Origin of the sequence: Xenorhabdus littoralis, from assembly GCF_033949345.1 — a bacterium.
Classification (GTDB): domain Bacteria; phylum Pseudomonadota; class Gammaproteobacteria; order Enterobacterales; family Enterobacteriaceae; genus Xenorhabdus; species Xenorhabdus littoralis.
This window is the reverse complement of the sequence record NZ_VCDP01000002.1, coordinates 158508-176786: the sequence shown is the minus strand read 5'-3', so window position 1 is coordinate 176786 and position 18279 is coordinate 158508. Positions and strand designations below refer to the sequence as shown.

The 18279-nt window shown below is 45.3% G+C and carries 5 protein-coding genes and 1 pseudogene; 2 read left to right on the top strand and 4 right to left on the bottom strand.

Going from position 1 to position 18279, the window contains the following annotated elements:
- Window positions 1–1066: pseudogene (locus FE394_RS00760) on the top strand (hypothetical protein); the annotation flags it as partial.
- 243 nt (window positions 1067–1309) lie between these two features.
- On the opposite strand, the gene asmA reads toward FE394_RS00760, so the two are convergent.
- The 4 genes from asmA to FE394_RS00740 all read right to left on the bottom strand — a co-directional run bounded on the left by asmA (window position 1310) and on the right by FE394_RS00740 (window position 5958).
- Window positions 1310–3178, bottom strand: coding sequence for an outer membrane assembly protein AsmA (gene asmA, locus FE394_RS00755; protein WP_319924497.1), 1869 nt, complete (start codon window positions 3176–3178; stop codon window positions 1310–1312).
- A 76-nt stretch (window positions 3179–3254) separates the two neighbouring features.
- Window positions 3255–3836 carry a dCTP deaminase gene (dcd, locus tag FE394_RS00750; protein WP_319924496.1) on the bottom strand — a complete coding sequence of 194 codons (582 nt, stop codon included), beginning with the start codon at window positions 3834–3836 and terminating at the stop codon, window positions 3255–3257.
- A 47-nt stretch (window positions 3837–3883) separates the two neighbouring features.
- Complete coding sequence (udk, locus tag FE394_RS00745; RefSeq protein ID WP_319924495.1) at window positions 3884–4525, bottom strand: uridine kinase; 642 nt, start codon at window positions 4523–4525, stop codon at window positions 3884–3886.
- A gap of 368 nt (window positions 4526–4893) precedes the next feature.
- The gene (locus FE394_RS00740) at window positions 4894–5958 is read right to left on the bottom strand and encodes a YiiG family protein (protein ID WP_319924494.1); all 1065 of its coding nucleotides are present in this window, start codon (window positions 5956–5958) and stop codon (window positions 4894–4896) included.
- An 832-nt stretch (window positions 5959–6790) separates the two neighbouring features.
- Here FE394_RS00740 and FE394_RS00730 point away from each other — a divergent pair.
- Window positions 6791–18211, top strand: coding sequence for a non-ribosomal peptide synthetase (locus FE394_RS00730; protein ID WP_319924493.1), 11421 nt, complete (start codon window positions 6791–6793; stop codon window positions 18209–18211).
- Window positions 18212–18279 lie beyond the last annotated feature (68 nt).

Genomic DNA, 18279 nt, shown 5'->3' with positions numbered 1-18279 from the left:
TCACGATGTTGTCCTGACCGCTGCCGATGTCAATGCCTATAGCAAGCCGGAAACGGACGGCCTGATCCAGCCGGTTAAAGTACAGGCCGAAGAGGCCCTGAAACAGGCAAAAGCCGCCATTAAACTGGCTGACAGCAAAGTCCCTTTAACTCGCAGAATCAATGGCAAAGAGCTGAATGATGATGTTGAACTGACCGCCTCTGATATTCATGTTTACACTACAGGGGAAGTTGACCATTTCATTGAAGAGGTTAAAAGTCAGGCAAATGAAGCCAATAACAATGCGAACAGCCGTGTACCGATGTCACGTACTGTGAATGGCAAAGCTCTCTCGTCAGATATTAAACTTATCGCATCTGATATAGGGACTTATACTAAAGCCGAAATTGATATTAAAATCGATGATGTTACAGAGAAGGCAAAAGAAGCCAATAACAATGCGGACAGTCGGGTACCAATGACGCGTACTGTAAATGGCAAAGCTCTCTTATCAGATATTAAACTTATTGCATCTGATGTGGGCGCTTATACCAGAGCAGAAGTTGATACGCGTATCAACAAGGTGGAGACATTAGCCAATAATGCCAATACCAACGCGGAAGGTCGACTGGCGAGAAGTAAGAACGGAGCAGATATCCTAGATAAACAAGCCTTTGTGAGAAATATAGGTTTGGGTGATCTGATTGGATTAGATGTTAGCTCACGTCTGATTGGAGATGAACATACCGTCATCCAGTTAGGTGATATATTTATGGTCAACGGATTGGCAACTGTGAGTGAACCTATTGGGAACTCTAATCCGTCTGTGATAAACGGAATGACCTACTATACGCACTTCTACAGAATAAAACTCCCCATTACATTGCCAAATGGCATCATTTCGTGTCGTGCAAGTATTGTCGGAGATAATTTGGATTATCAAAGCCCAGGCCATCTGGCGGATGTCAAAACACAAAGAAATAACGCAAATGGAATCGGATTATCGCAGGATACACTGACAGTATCAGTTATGACGCCGCAACTGGGCTGGGTCCCGAACTTCTATTATCAGGTTGTCGGATATTAGTAGAGTATTGGTAGTTTATTGGCAAAAATAAGAGTTAAATCAGGTGATCGCCCTAGCGATCACCTGTCCAAACTGACTCAGGTCACAAAATCTACAAATAAACCAGCACCAGAATCTCTCTTTAATCACTAAACAGCATATTAATCTACGGAAGGAATCATGATGCTCTATCTTCACTATAGAAAGGAGTAATAACGTTAACATTAAGAACCTACTGAAAGGCTCTTAATGTTATGAGCAGCTCTATTTTTTATTAAACAGATCTTCTAGCTTCTTGCGATCTTCGCTACTGCTATTATTTTCCAGCCAATCTTGGATCGACTTTTTCGCTTTCTGTTGTAATTCATCACGCAGTACCGACTCGACATTCAGCGTATATTGTAATTTATCCCAATCGCCATAAACCCGCAGTGGTATTTTTAATTGAGCCAACCGGCGTACAAATTCATTCTGCTTACCCCACCCATTAGTCAACTGAACCCACAATGCAACATCAGTATTCTGCTTCAGTAAATTCGCCCTGCCCTGACCTTGAATGTTTAGCATGCCTGAAGTCGCCGCAAGCTCATTAATCTTAACCTCACCACGCTCTAATTGTGCTTTCACTGACATGCTCTTTGCTTCAGTGAAATCACCTGTATTTGCAGGCTGACTAACTTGGTCTGTCACTCTTGAAAAAGATTGTCGGATCAGTTGAGGAATATTCAACCCTTCCAGACGCGCATTTTTCAGGTCTATATTCAAGTCACCCCGCCAGTAATGGGAAATGGCATATTCGTCATAACCGTCCCCAAAAAGATCACCATCGACACTGAGTTGCCCATTGAATACCGATGGTAATGCCAGTGTGGTTAACAATGGCTGCAATTCGATCCTCTGCAAAAGGGGTTTTGTATGCAATTTTGCCGGAATCGTTGTGGCATCAATCGTAGTCGGTAGCGCAAAATGCCCGCCAAACACATTACCACTTAATTTGGTGATTTCTGTCATCCCTTCATCATTCACCGCTTTCAGGGCAAAATTATCTATATTCATGCCCTGATAAATGAACTTATCTGCCATGAAGGAGATATCAGCATTAAATTCTTGTAAAAAGGTCAGGTCATAATTGGATAATGGCGATACGGATGTCGCAATCACGGGTTTTAATGAGTTATTTTCAATCCGATAATCATGTTTTACTTGTGGATCCTTGTTCGGTAAAACATCCCACCCCAATAAATTATCCAAATTCAATTTAGGAGAGGTCAAATTAATGGAGTATTGCGGTTTATCTTTCAACCTGACAGCAATATCACCTTTCAATTCACTCTCATTATTGATTGCCAATGCTATTTTTTGCAGTGAAATTGATTCAGGAGAAGCCTGATATTTCACTGTAGCATTGCCTGTTCCTTTGATACCTGTAGATGGCAATCCAACTCCCTGTAATTGGTATTCAAGGGAATTAATATCAGCCGACAAGCGCTGGGGATAATCAGACGTATCTAAGGAAGCATTAAGCTCAAATGCCAACTCTTGCTGGTTTTTATTGATTTTACTGCGGAGACTGAGGTCTATGTGATTTTGATCACTGCGTTCAAGCAGTAAATTGATATCACGGACATTTAATTGGGAATGGTCGCTGGTTTGCCAGATCAGTAAGCTATCCGCAACCCTGATTCTGGCAATATCCAGTTTCCAAGCCTGACTGCCCCCGACAATTGAATGGTGAATATCACTTTCCGGCGCAATCGGAGCTTCTGACCGTTTTTGCGGTTGGCTATCCGGCGTGATGCGTAAAACCGCCTCTTTCAGCATGACTTCCTTAACCGAAAGTTGATGGGACAGCAGAGGCAGCAATTCCACATCCAAGCGCATATTTTCTGCCACAATCGCAGGTTGTTGGGCATTCTGAGCAGTCAGTGAGATCTGCCCGGTCAGAATGCTCAATCTTGGCCAGACATGCCAACGCAAATCATCCTGCAACACGAGCTGGTAACCACTCTTTTTTTGTACCTGCTTGACTATATAATCGCGAAAATCATTCGGATTAATTAACACGACCAGCGCAGCTAAGCCAGCAACAATAACTAATAACAAAATAACGAGTGTCGTCAATAATCTTTTCATGACTTCCCCAGTCTCATATCTACAAGATGACTATTTTTAACCAAAAAGTGTCACCATAAAGCGTCACCAGAAAAGATTAATCCTCGCTGATTCGACTACCTACGGCTCCTTGCTGGTTTTTATATTTGGCATCCTGACGTCGGTTATAAGGACGGTCAGCAGACCCTGACAGCGGTTCAAAGCTCAAGGCTCCGATAACCATGCCAGGACGTAAAGCCAAAGGCAGTTTGCCTGAGTTGTAAAATTCCAGAACGATTTGCCCTTGCCAGCCCGGATCAATGCGATGTGCGGTAACATGCACCATCAGACCAAGACGTGCCAGAGACGAACGGCCATCCAACCAACCCACTAAGTTATCAGGCAATGTGACAGATTCCAGTGTCACTGCCAATGCCAACTCACCGGGATGGAGGAAAAACGCTTCCCCATCCGCTAACGTAATTTCATCGCTCATGACACGCTCAAGTGCCGCATTGACTTCAGCCTTAGGGCCGCTTAAATCAATATAAGCCGCAGTATGGCCACGAAAAACGCGAAACTGATTCCCAAGGCACACATCAGCAGTTGCCCCATTAATACGTTCGACAGGGGGACATGGGGTAATTACCAATTTACCTTCATCTAGCCATTTAATAATGTCACGGTCACAGAGTCGCATTATTTCCTCTCAAATACGATGATACTTATGAATGCCTGAACGGCATATTATTCGTAAAACTGACCAATCTTAGCTTTTAAGATATCAATGGCCACGCGGTTCTTCCCGCCACGCGGAACAATAATATCTGCATATTGTTTTGATGGCTCGATAAATTGCAGGAACATTGGGCGCACGGTCTTTTTGTACTGTTCCATAACGGAATCCAGCGAACGCCCGCGTTCATTCACATCTCGCTTAATGCGGCGCATCAGACAGATATCCAGTGGCGTATCGACAAAAATGGAGAAATCCAGCTCTTGACGTAAACGCTTATCCGTTAATAGTAGGATACCTTCAAGGATAATGACTCTTTTCGGTTTAAAATGGATAGATTCGGATTTGCGGGTATGTTCGACGTAGTCATATTGCGGTAATTCAATGGATTTTCCGGCTTTCAGTGCCCGAAGATGTTCGAACAGTAAACTGTGATCCATTGAGCTTGGATGATCATAATTTACTTTATAACGCTCTTCTATCGGAGTATTGGTTTGATCTTTATAATAACAATCTTCTGGAATAACGCCGATATTGTGATCACCGACCTGAGCCCGTAATTCTCTGTAAAGCGTGTTGGCAATAAGGCTTTTGCCTGAGGCAGAGGCACCTGAAATACCTACGATTGTACACTGATGTGCTTCGTCAGCCATGATAGAAGTAACCTGGTTAAAAAAAGAAAAAATAAAGTGGGAACATGGCATTCACTCACACCATGTTTGGCGGATTATAGGGAGTTAATGGCTTCTATTCCAGAGTAAACAAGATAAGTCTCGTTTTTTTCGATACGTTTCGCACAAAAATCCGGCAAATTGATGCTTCAGATGACGAATGCTCTAAAAATAGTGTTCAAATGCGAGCACGATAATCATTCCTAAAATCGTTCCCAAAACTATTCTTAAAATTACTTCCAAAACTATTCTTAAAATTACTTCCAAAACAATCCCTTTGTTCTATATAAATCAATGGCCCTCACCAAGCAGAGCCATTGACTACCCGTTTTTTGACAATGCAATAGTAATTACAGCCTGTTAAATTCATTAACAAATCTGTTATATTTATCTATCAGTTTACCGACAGATCCCTCAACCATCCACTCAGAAGCAGTACCTAAACTTCTTTTCTCAAAATCAGAGTAAGGAACATTATCCCGGATTCTACGAATGCGTTCTTTTGCCACTTTAGCGTAACTGTCTGCTTCTCTTAATAGAGAGTCATATCCTATATAGGAAGTGCCGCCTTCATTCTTACGTTCTGTCACCAAGGGGAGAGCGTTTTCAACTTTATTTAGTAATTCAGCGACCATCGCAAATGCCTGAGCAGTATCAAAAGTATCGCTTTCTATCACCTGATTGATCTTTTTGGCATCAATTAAAATTGCCAGACTATAATAGTCCAACGTTCGACCACTCTCTTTTTCCATGTACCGTAAAGCAGTTATTTGACGCTCATCATTAATCTCTTCAATAGATTGAGAAAATGCTACCGATGCGGGTTCAAACTCTTGATAAGCCGCTATCAATTGCTGATGCTTTTCTTTGCCTTTGGCAAAATTGTCATCTTTATAATCTTCTTGCTCGTAATAACGTTTTAGCACATTAATTTCTGGTACTAGTTTTGCGGATGATTCAATGTAGTTAACAGCAATACCATCAATCGCCTTCAACTCTGGCTTCATAGCTGCAACTTTTTTAATTTTATCCAGACAATCAGTTACGCTGTCTTGCCTGACGGAATAAAGACCATAAACAACTCTTTCATTTCCGATAGGACCTTTTTCTAAATCGTTAATCCAACTCGCATAGCGGACGATACTACGGTTAATAGATTCATCCAATGAATTATAACACTCTATATACACCTGCATTTTTGCCGAAAGAACTTCTTCAGGATCTTGAACGGGTTCATTTCTATCTTCCTTAGCTTTCTGTTCAACCTTTCCTGTTGCTGAGGAATCTTGTACGGTTTCCGTTAATAGGGCAGAGGCTGATTCTTCTTTCTTGTTATCACATGCTGATAGCGCCAGCGCAATACAAAGCGCCATTATCCCTTTTTTCCATTTTCTGTTGCTATTATTGAAATCCATTACCATCCCTTATACTCCACATAAGATTTTTTTAAGGTTTATAAAATACCTTTTGAAACAGTGAATTTCAAGGTAACACCGGAACAAGCTCCGCAATTGCACTTTTCAAGCATGTTCAACACAATACCCCCTAACAACGCCATATTTTAAATCGCGATATCCAATATGATGCGTGAATAACCCTACTTAATAACCACATCAAGAATATAGTACTGGCCGTTATCAATACGCCAATTCTGACGAATATATCCCCGCCCTGAAAGTGAAAACCTGAATTAGCAAGTCGAAGGCTTATTTATTATAAGATTACCTATACGTTTAAATATTTTATGATTAGTGTATTACTTAAAATAATATTTATTTAATTTTGTTGTGAAAGTATCTTATTTAAAGAAAAACAATTACAAACAAAAACAATAAACCAACATTAAGGTAATTCCTTGAAACTAATTTTTATTTCTCTTTTCCATTACTCACCTCACAATAAAGGATAACCAGAATTGCGTAGTTAAAATTCAAAATATTGATAATCTAAATAATCATTTTATAAATTAAATAACTATCAGTGATTGAAACAAATTTCAAAGCTATATATCACGATATCAAGATATATCCACATCAAGGATTAAACTCCAAAAATATACTTATCAAAATGAAAACACCTATAAAAACAATAAATAATAATATTCGCCAGTCAATCAATCTAGGCATAAAGACTAATTAAAGTATTTATTTTCCAATGTATCACCAGGACTGATTCAAAAGATACTCGCCTGCTTTTTGCTCAGGTGAACACTTTTTATTTAACCCTAAATCCGAAGGAAGTATTTATATGGATAATATTCTGGCCTCTCCGTTTACCCGATTATTTTGGAATGAATGGACTCTCGATCCTGATTCTTTTAAATATAATATGGTTATAGATCAAACTATTTATGGCGATTTAGATAAAAGTCAATTGAGTTGGTCTTTACAGGAATTGATGAATCAATATCCGTTACTTAAATCCCGGCTTGACGAAGAGAATGGTCAAATATATTGGAAACCCTTTTCCGATTACACCGATCCTCTGAAAATTTTTGATAGCGAAGATAAGCTACGCCAATTTGCCTTATTGCCATTTGATTTAAAACAAGGGCCGCTAATCCGGTTTGGACTATTCCAGCAAGCAGCACAGCAATTTCAACTGGTGATCGTATTGCACCATATTGTAGTGGACGGAGAGAGCACGGCAGAGTTATATCAAGCCATATCCGATCTCTATAATCAACGACCACTGCGTCATTCCCCGCTGACGCGAGAGCAAATTGCAGAAAAGTTCGCGCAATATCACCGACAAGTAGAAATATTGGAAGAGCATCATCCTGAACAGTTCTGGAAAACCTGTCTGGATGGTATGAACATCAGCAATTCATTGCCCTATTTGTCATTACCATCAAAATCAGCACAAGCAAAAGATGAGCAGGATTTGACCGGTGAATATCGTTTCAGCCTGCCACTGAATGAATGGCAACGTCTCAAACATTCTCTGCGACACGGTATCCCCTTCCTCATATTCAAAACGTTGTGGGCAGCATTGATTGCACAATATTCTCCTGATAAGAAAGCACATATCAGTTATCCCCTTGCTCTGACAGGCAGTGAGTCTTTTTCATTGGGGGCGCAAATCAATACCGCCATCTTTCCCCTCCATTTGGATGACACTGCCAGTTTTGCTTCGCTCTATCAGCACACACTAAGTTACACTTCATCATTGAAAGCCGCGCCTGGTCTGCGCTTCTCATCCTGGCCGATCTTTCAGGTTCTGCGTTCTAGCCCTGTCGGCCAGTTGAACGTTGCTATGTCCCAAGCCCATCTCAAGGATATTTGTCTGGAGCTGGCAGGTTGTGATGTCCAGTACAATCACCGTTTCAATAATGATTTAGCCAATTCAGAATTAGTACTGGAATACCAGCAACAGAATGATCAGTGGTCTTTTCGTATTCGTTATCTGCTTGACCGTTTTCATCCGATGCAAATCGCAGTATTGGGGGAACAGTTCCAACAGTTACTGGTGAATGCCCTGACAAATCCTGAAACACCGCTTCAACAATTTTCTGCCCTGTCTCCTGTACAAAGCAACCTGTTATTGAAATTCGGCAATCAGGGAAAACAGATAGATATTCCTGCAACAACGCTTCATGACAGTTTCCAGCGGCAGGCAAAACAACATCCGCAACGCATTGCTTTAATCGATAACCAGCAACAATTGAGTTATGCGGAATTGGAACAGCGCAGCAATCAATTAGCCCATCAGATACAAGCGCGCTATCAACAGGCCACAGGGCAATCATTGTCCCCTGATACCTTACTGCCTATTTGCCTGAATCGTGGGGTCGACATGGTAATTGCCATGCTGGCGGTCATGAAGGCAGGCGCCGCCTATCTGCCTCTTGACCCGCAAATTCCGTCCCAACGATTGGCCTATATTCTGGCAAACAGTCAATCTCAGTTAGCAATCACGCAACTGGCGCACCAAACCCGATTGCGCGACCACAGCCAGAATCTGGCGCTGCTGACATTAGATAATCCCAAAGATCATTATCGTGACCAACCCGACTGTGCCCCCGAATCAGCCGCAGGGCCGCGTTCGTTGGCCTATTGTATTTATACTTCTGGCACCACAGGTCGTCCAAAAGGAACTTTGTTAGAACATCGCGGCGTATTGACTATGCTGAATGGCCAGTATTCTGCTCTCATTGAAGATATTGGGTTTCCTCAACGCTGGTTACAGTTCGCTTCTCTGGCGTTTGATGCCCATGTGTTCGAAACGTTCATTGCGCTGTGTTTTGGTCATACTTTAGTGATTGCTTCAGAAGAAGAGCGCCATGATCCCGATCTATTGATAAATTTAATCGAACAATATCAGGTTCAAGGTGCCATTTTTCCACCGACCCTGTTGAAAACAAAACCGGCATTGCCTGCGACATTACGAACCATTCTGGTCGGGGGTGAATCAACCCCACAAGCCATTTTGGATCATTACACCATGCAGGGACGGCGACTGTTCAATGCGTATGGCCCGACAGAAGCCAGCGTATGTGCCACCATGCACCCTTATCAAGGGAATGGGGATAACGATCGCAATATTGGTCAACCGTTTCCGGGTGTTCATGCCTATGTGCTGGATGAACGGTTGCAGTTAGTACCAATGGGAATGAGCGGTGGGCTGTATCTTTCCGGACCTGTGTTAGCCAGAGAATATCTGGGACAACCTGAGTTAACGGCAAAGGCATTTATCAGCAATCCTTTTACGCAGCATACCGATGATCAGCGACTCTATCGCACCGGTGATCAGGCCCGTTGGTTGCCGAATGGAGAACTGGAATATCTGGGACGCAAGGATTTTCAAGTAAAAATCCGTGGGCATCGGGTAGAGTTGGCTGAAATCGAACAGGCATTTATTGCGTTATCGGGGTTAAGTCAATGTACGGCACAAGTACGCGGGCAGGATCGCTCACAAATCGTCGTCTATTATGTGTCAGACATGACTCTAAACGAAGATAATCTCCGTCGTACATTACAGCTTTCCCTGCCGGATTACATGATGCCCTCAGCATTCGTGCAACTGGAAACTCTGCCAATGACCATCAATGGCAAGCTGGATGAAGCAGCGTTACCAGAACCTGATTTCACACAGAGCCATCACGTTTATCGTGCTGCAACCACGGAACTGGAGCACAAACTGCAAACTATCTGGCAACATATTCTGGGACTGGATGAGATTGGCGTTGATGATGACTTTTTCCATCTGGGGGGGGATTCTATTTCCGTTATCCGCCTGATTTCAGAAATGCGTCGCCAGCAATTATCCTGCAACACCAAGCTATTACATCAATGCCGTACCATTGCCAGACTGGCAGACCAACTGGCAGGGACAACCGATACTCAGATACAGCCGGCCGAACAGGGTATATTACAGGGAGAATTTCCTCTGCATCCTATTCAATCTTGGTTCTTCGAACAGGCATTTTCTCAATCCAACCACTGGAACCAGACTTTCTTGATTCGGGTTCCGCCTTTGATGCCACAAAAATTAGAAATTGCGATTCAGGCACTGACAGAAAGACACGATATGCTACGAGCTCGCTTTCTCCCTGCTGAACATCAACGTTATCTGGATCTCACTCAGATGACGCCAAAGGCATTAGAAATTTGCCATTATGATCAATTGAGCGAGAGCGAGTTTAATCGTTGTCTGGATACTTGGCAGAGTGATTTCAATATCGTCAATGGCCCGTTGTGGCGTTTTGCTTATATTGATGGCTATTCAGACGGCTCAGCGCGTATTTACTGTGCCCTGCATCACCTGATTGTGGATGCCGTATCATGGCGCATACTGTTGGATGATTTGAAACAGCTTTATCATGGTGAAGCCCTCGGCGCTAAAACAGCCAGCTATCGGCAATGGCAAACCGCCCTGACGGAACAGATCCCTCACTTTGAGTCTCAACGCGAATTCTGGCAACAACAGTGTGTACCTCAATGCGACTACCGGCCGTTTCTGGACACTCATGACACTCGCCAATACCTGTGGCAAACTCTGCCATCCGCAGCCAGTATCCGTCTGCTGAATGTAATCAATGGTGCCGCAAAGCACGAGACCGATAAACACAATCTCAATGAGGTATTGCTGACTGCGCTGCTGCATACTTTGGATTATGTCAGCGGAGTATCAAACCACACGCTGCTGCTGGAAGGGCATGGCCGCCAACTCTCATCCGCACAGTTGGATGTTGGCCGTACAGTTGGTTGGTTTACTGCACTGTATCCTCTGCATTTTTCCGCCGATGGTGAAAAAGCGATTTCTTTGCAACAAGTCCACGCTACCCTTGCCAATGTACCGGATTCAGGTATTTCATACGGTGCCTTGCGCAACGCATTACCCTTACCTTACCCGGCCGTCGTATTCAATTATTTGGGGCAGCTACAAACAAACGCACAAGCGCATGAAAGTGATTGGCAAATCACCGCTGAAGCCGCGGGTCAGACGGTCCACCCACATAATACGGACAGCGGTTTGCTTACCCTCAATATCTGGTTTATCGGTCAAACGTTGCATTATCGCTGGGACGGTTTATTAAGCCAGACACAACTTGTACAGGTGGATCAACATTTTCAGGTCGCGTTGATGTCGTTAATTAACCATCTGACTTCTTCTTCCAATACCAGCGCCTCCAATACCAGCCAGAAGGAAACAGATGACGGCGTTGATGCCGATTTACTGGCGCGGCTGCCAGCAGGATTAGAGCCTGTTTGGGTCTATCCGGCCAACAGCCTGCAACAGGGATTCATCCACCATCATCTGAGCCATGCGCATAATTCGACCTATCACTTTCAGTTTGTTTTGGATTACGCACAACCCATCGAACCCCGCCATTACCGCAAGGCTTGGCTATGTGCCCAACAAAAATATCCTATATTGCGCACGGGTTTTGATTGGCAAGAGCAGCCACGTCAAATTGTATTCCAACATGCTGAACTGTCCTGGCAATACCATGATCTCAGCGCCCACTCCGCACCAGAACATGTGTTGGCTGAACTTTGCCAGCAACAAAACAGCCAACCTTTCGATCTGCGACAACCGGAGTTAATGCGCGTTTGTCTCATTAAGCTGGCAGAAGACCGGTACAGCCTGATTCATACCAGCCACCATATTATTATTGATGGCTGGAGTAGCCAGATCTTGCTGGAATATGTTCACCATACTTACCAACAACTACTGACAGGCCAGACTCCTGATACCCACAGGGATACAGCCTATCTGGCGACTCAGCGTTATTACCTCAGTCAAGCGGAAGAGTGTCAGCGCCACTGGCAGCAACTCGGTATCCAGCATTGGGAGAGTACCGATATTTCCCTGCTGTTGAATGCCCCTGATAATGGCTTGTCAGAAGTCCAGTCTACTGTGCATCACACATTATCTCATCCTGTTGCCCTATCATTGCAGGAAACCGCCCGCAATCATGGCCTGACACTCAACGTCATGTTGCAGTTCGCCTGGCACAAATTACTGCACCTGTTTAGCCAACAAAGCCAGACCATCATTGGCGTTACCTTATCTGGTCGTAATCATCCTATTTCAGAGATAGAAGACAGCGTCGGTTTATTTATCAATACACTCCCCCTGATGATGGATTGGGAACCGCAACTGACTTGTCTGCAACTACTTCGTACACTGCATCAGCGCATGATTGATTTGGATACTCACAGTTATCAGCCTCTGGCCGAATTGCCCTTCAGTGGTGAAAAACTGTTCCAAACACTTTTTGTCTATGAAAACTATCCCACAACAAAATTGGATACCATGCAGGCCAGTTTAAGGACTGCCAAGGGCGATACTGACTACCCGTTGAACCTGATTGCAGAAGGTGATGTAGAACAAGGCTTAAAACTCACCCTTGCTTACAAGCCCGGTTGCCTGAATGCAGAACGGGCCAATGATCTTTTGGATATGTTAAGCGTATTGCTGGCTCGCCTGCCTTCTCATCTCCATTATCCGCACCAACGGTTATCGGCACTGAATGACGACAAACGCAGACAACTTTTAGAAGAGTGGGCTTTTGCTGCGCCAGAATCTGAAATCTGGGAGCCCAGTACCCTGCATGGTTTATTGGAAAGACAAGCGCGATTGACTCCACAGCTTCCCGCATTGATGGATGATTACCGAACATTGAGTTATCAAGAATTGGATGATCTCTCATCACGTTATGCAGCTCAGCTTCGTGCAATATACCGCCATCGTTTCCAGCGTGAACTGGCTTCGGGTGAATTGATTGGCCTGTGCTGCAAACGTAGCATCGATATGATTGTCGCATTATTGACCATCCTGAAAGCAGGTGCCGCATATGTTCCGATGGATACAAAATCTCCAGAAGAACGGCTGGATTACATCCTGCAAGACAGCAAAATGCAGTTGGTACTGACCGAGCCGGATCTGGCATCACTATTTGATCGCCCAAGTCTGCAACAGCTTTACCTGAGCGAATTGGCGGATGCAGAAACCACTGATGATATACAGCCGCTTCTGCCGCAAGTCGAGCCAGACCAGTTGGCTTATGTGATTTACACCTCTGGCACAACCGGCAAACCAAAAGGTACGCTGATAGAACATCGAGGCACTGCGCTCATGGCGCGTGGTCTGCTATCCAGACTGGGATTGGGGTCAGCACAACCGGGGCTTCGCTTCCTGCAATTTGCTTCCGTTGTATTTGATGCCCATTTGATGGAGTGCTTCCCGGCATTTGTCGGTGGTCATGCTCTGGTCGTGGCTTCTGACACGCAGCGTTATGATTTGCAGGAACTCCAAACCTTGTTGCAAAAATGCCAAGTGAGTTATGCGATGCTGCCGCCCGCCCTGCTCAAGCTCAAACCGGCATTTCCGGATAGCCTGCAATGGCTGGCAATTGGCGGTGAAGCAGTATCTCAGGATGTGTTGGATCACTATACCGCACAGGGACGCAATGTGTTCAATTGCTACGGTCCCACCGAAGCCAGTGTGTTAACTACCGTTAACCCCTATCGTTACAATGGAGCTGCCAATATCGGCAAGCCATTGACACAGTATGGCGTCTACGTGCTGGATGCCAATCTGCAACCACTGCCAGTCGGCGCACCGGGTGAATTGTTTGTATCAGGTATTGGATTGTCGCGCGGTTATCTGAATCAACCCACATTGAGCGAAGAAAAATTCATTGCCAATCCTTATCGGCAACATATTGACCATTCACGTTTATATCGTACTGGCGATATTGTTCGCTGGCTGGAGGAAGGCTCATTGGAGTACCTTGGCCGTAACGACAATCAGGTGAAAATTCGTGGGCATCGGATCGAGCTTGGAGAAATCGAGAGTGTTATTGCTACTGTCTCAGGTGTCGATCAGGCGGTCGCCATCATTCATGGCAAGGAATCCCCCCGAATCGTTTGTTACTACACATCGGCCAATGGCGTAGAACCAGAGGAAATCCGAAAAACGCTGGTACATATATTGCCTAACTATATGCAACCCAGTGCATTGATCCCATTGCCTCTCATTCCGATGACCATCAATGGTAAACTGGATCGCCATAAGTTCCCCGCACCCACCTTTGCAGATTTACAACAGAGATACACTCCCGCAGAAACGCCGTTGCAACAGCAATGCTGTGATATTTGGGCGGAACTGCTGTCATCTGAACAGATCGGTATAGATGATAACTTTTTCCAACTGGGCGGCAACTCCATCATGGCGATTCAGTTGAGTAACCGTCTCAGCCAGACATTGCAACGCCAGATCTCACTGGCAGACCTGAACCGGCATCCTACCGTCAGATCGCTGTGTACTTTCCTGTCAAGTCACTCAAGCCAGATAGAACACCTTGACGAAATACCAAAAGCAGACTTGCAACGCAGCATCCTGTCCTTTTCACAAATGCGGCTCTGGTTCATCGAAACGTTGATGCAGGAAAATAATGTCTATCATATCCCGCTATTATTCAGCCTGCGGGCCGATACCCAAATGGACAGTTTTATCCGCAGCCTGCAAGCTGTAGTCCGTCGACATCAAGTTTTGCGCTGTACTTTTGAGCAAGATGACAAAGAGGCATTTTTCCTGCAAGCCCATGAGGATGCGCTGCGGGTTCCTCACGCGAAAGTGCAAGCCGATAACTGGTTCGATTTCTTGCATCAGGAAATCTTCCAGATCTTTGATTTGCGCCGTGAATACCCCATCAGGGCCAAGCTATTGCAACGGATTGAAGCGGATGGGCAAGTCTCTCATTTCTGCCTAATCAACGTTCACCACATCAGTTTTGACGGCTGGTCGCTGAATGTATTGCTAAAGGAGTTGGCTGAGTTTTATGGCGCAGAATTGAACCAACGTCCACCAGCATTACCGCCGCTGCCTATTCAATATATGGATTATGCCGCTTGGCAGCAGAAATTATTGTCCAGTGACAAATTAGAACCATTAAAACAGTTTTGGTTACAACAGTTGCAGCACTGCCCTCAATTGGAACTGCCTTGTGACTATCCACGTCCCAGCATTTTTGATCACCGTGGTCACACGGTTGCTTTTTCCATCGCGCCACAATTGAGTCACCAACTGCGTCAATTGGCACGACAATTGGGCGTTACCCCGCATTCGGTGTTATTGACCGGTATTAATTTCCTGCTGGTCAGATATTGCGGTCAGCACGATATTATGGTCGGCAGCCCGATTGCTAACCGTTCACATCCGCAACTGGAACCGCTGATTGGCATGTTTGTCAATATGTTGGTATTGCGTAATCAGATAGCGACAGATTGGAGTGTGGCTGAACAAATCCGGCAGGTATTCGCCAACACCACCAGCAGCCAACAGCATCAGGATATGCCTTTCGAAAAACTGGTTGAGTTCCTGAACCTGAAACGTGATTTATCGCGCCATCCGTTGTTCCAAGTCTCTTTCTCCTTAGAACAAAAAGCGAATGACATTGATGCCAATGCCCCCTTCACCATGCAGAGTCTGGTGGATTTGTATGATGTCGCCAAATTTGACCTTGGCTTCTATTTTGAAGACGGCCATGAATCCCTGTCTGGCAATATTAACTATGCCACCGCGCTGTTTGCACCGGATACCATTGATGGGATGATCACGCATTTGCAGAATATATTGATGCAGATGGTGGCACATCCTGAACAATTGGTGAAAAACATCAGCCTGTATTCGCCGCAAGAAAGAATTGCTTTATTGAAGCCGCCAATGGAAACGCAGGATGCCGTACTCTATAGCCATCCTCTGTATCAGGGCATTCTTGATTGGACTCAACAGTATCCGAATGATATTGCGTTGATTGATGCCATCGGCCAATGCAGCTATGCACAAATGCTCCGGTCTGCACAGATATTGGCAGCACAAATCCATCAACACCCTTGTAATCAATCTGAGCTGATTGCGGTTCAGGTCAGCAAAGGGCGCGCACAAGTGATTGCTGTTCTGGCAATTTTACTGGCAGGACGGGCTTATGTGCCGATGGATGTATCTTGGCCTCAGCAGCGTTGCCAGAAGATCATAGAGCAAACCGGAACACAGTTGGTAATCAGTGCCAAACCGTGGACGGAGAAAACCTGTGAAGTGATCCAAATTGCGCCTGACGGATGCGCATTGCATCTGCCGGCACCTGAGCCTATGTCACTCCCTGTTCCTATTCGCTGTGACAGTTTGGCTTATGTGATTTTCACCTCGGGTTCCACAGGAACACCGAAAGGCGTTGCTATCCGGCATGACACCGCGAATAACACTTTGATAGACATCAACCGTAAGTTGAACGTCGTGCGGGGAGATACTTTACTGGCGCTCAATGCCCTGTGCTTTGACCTGTCGGTTTATGACATCTTCGGCATTTTGGCTGTAGGAGGAAGACTGGTTATTCCCAGCGAGGAACAGCGATACCAACCTGACGCTTTATTGACCCTGATCCATGAACACAATGTCACTATCTGGAATGCGGCACCCGCGTTGTTCGAGCTGCTATTGCAGGAAGTCGAAAACCGGACAGGGCTGCCTGCTGTTACAAACAAAGTTGCAATGGACAGAGTATTGCTCACCGGCGATTGGATCCCGGTTAACCATGTTCAGCGTTGCCGTGACTGGCTGCCCGGTTGCCGTGTATTTAGCGGCGGCGGCGTTACCGAAAGCTCGGTCTGGTCGATTTTATTCGAAGTACCGCAAGGGGCCAGGTATAACCAGAGCATTCCTTATGGCAAGGCATTGGCTAATCAGGCTTTCCTGATCCTGGATAACGATCTCGAACCTGTGCCGGCTCAAGCCATTGGTGAAATGTATATCAGCGGAATCGGGTTAGCGATAGGTTACTATAACGATCCGATTCGCACGGAAGAACGTTTCATCCAACACCCGATAAGTGGCGAGCGTCTGTATTGTACAGGTGATTTAGGCCGCTGGCTGCCAGATGGCAATATTGAATTCTTAGGCCGGATAGATAGTCAGGTTAAAGTCAATGGCTATCGGGTTGAGCTGGGAGAAATTGAAAATACGCTGATGGCAATGAAAGGTATTCGCCAGTGCGCATTGGTCAAAGTCAGTGGCTCATCTGATAGTTTAGCCGCTTATTATGTCAGCGATGAGCCGCTTGATGAAACGGATTTGCGCCAACATCTCGCCCGCACGCTACCACCGTATATGGTGCCGGCTATATTGGTACGGATGCAGGAACTGCCGCTGAATTCCAGTGGCAAAATCGACCGTAAACAACTGTCAGCACTCCATCACTTCGCGCCGAAACTGCATCACTATCAAGCGCCGCAAACCGAACAGGAGCAGCAACTCTGTCAACTCTGGCAGCGGAAGCTAGGACGGACTCACGTTGGTGTGAACGATGACTTTTTTGAATGTGGTGGCACATCCATTCTGGCAATCCCCGTCTGTCAACAGATGTCCATCTTGCTGGGACAATCGGTCCCCGTGATGGAACTGTTCAAGCAACGAAACATCCGCGGTATTTTGGACAGCCTTGAATACCAGTTGATACAACCGTTGAACAAAAAGTCAACGCAGGAAACATTGTGGATGATCCATCCCGCGATGGCGGGATGTGAGGTTTATCTGAATCTTGCCAAGACGCTGGAAGGCCAACTGCACTGTCTGGGCGTGGATAACTACAATCTCTATCACCGACCGTTAATCACCTCATTGCACGACATTGCCCGTTTCTATCTGGAGCAAATGGAACGCTGTCAACCATTGACACACGGCCCTGTACATATTTTGGGCTGGTCAATGGGAGGATTAATTGCGCTGGAGATCGCCTCCCAACTGGAAGCCAAAGGGATCACAGATATCCATCTCTATTTGCTGGACAGTTTCTATCAGGTCAGTTTAAGTTCCCTGCATCCTAGCTGGCGGCAAATGTTATTGCAGGAGTTGGGGCTGGAAGGTGATGCCGCAGCGCGGGCACTGGAAGCAGGCCCAGCGGATGATACCATTTGCCAGTGTGAGCTTTCCCAGCGTTTGGAACACAGCCAGGTCACCCTGTTCAAAGCCATGCGACTGCCGAAATTCCATTCTCAATTAACCAAGCAGGAGATGGTGCCGACAGAGGCAGTATCCGCCAGTGACAACCATATAGGGCAAGCTTGCCGACATTTGTCTATCATACCTCTGCTTTGTGATCACCACGATATCATCGAGCAGGAAGTACATATTATTGAGGGGATGTTAGAAATGGCTGATTGAGTCGATTTCTTATAAAAGAATGGCGTGATCTTTATGGCAGTACAGCATATTGATCGCGCCAAACTATT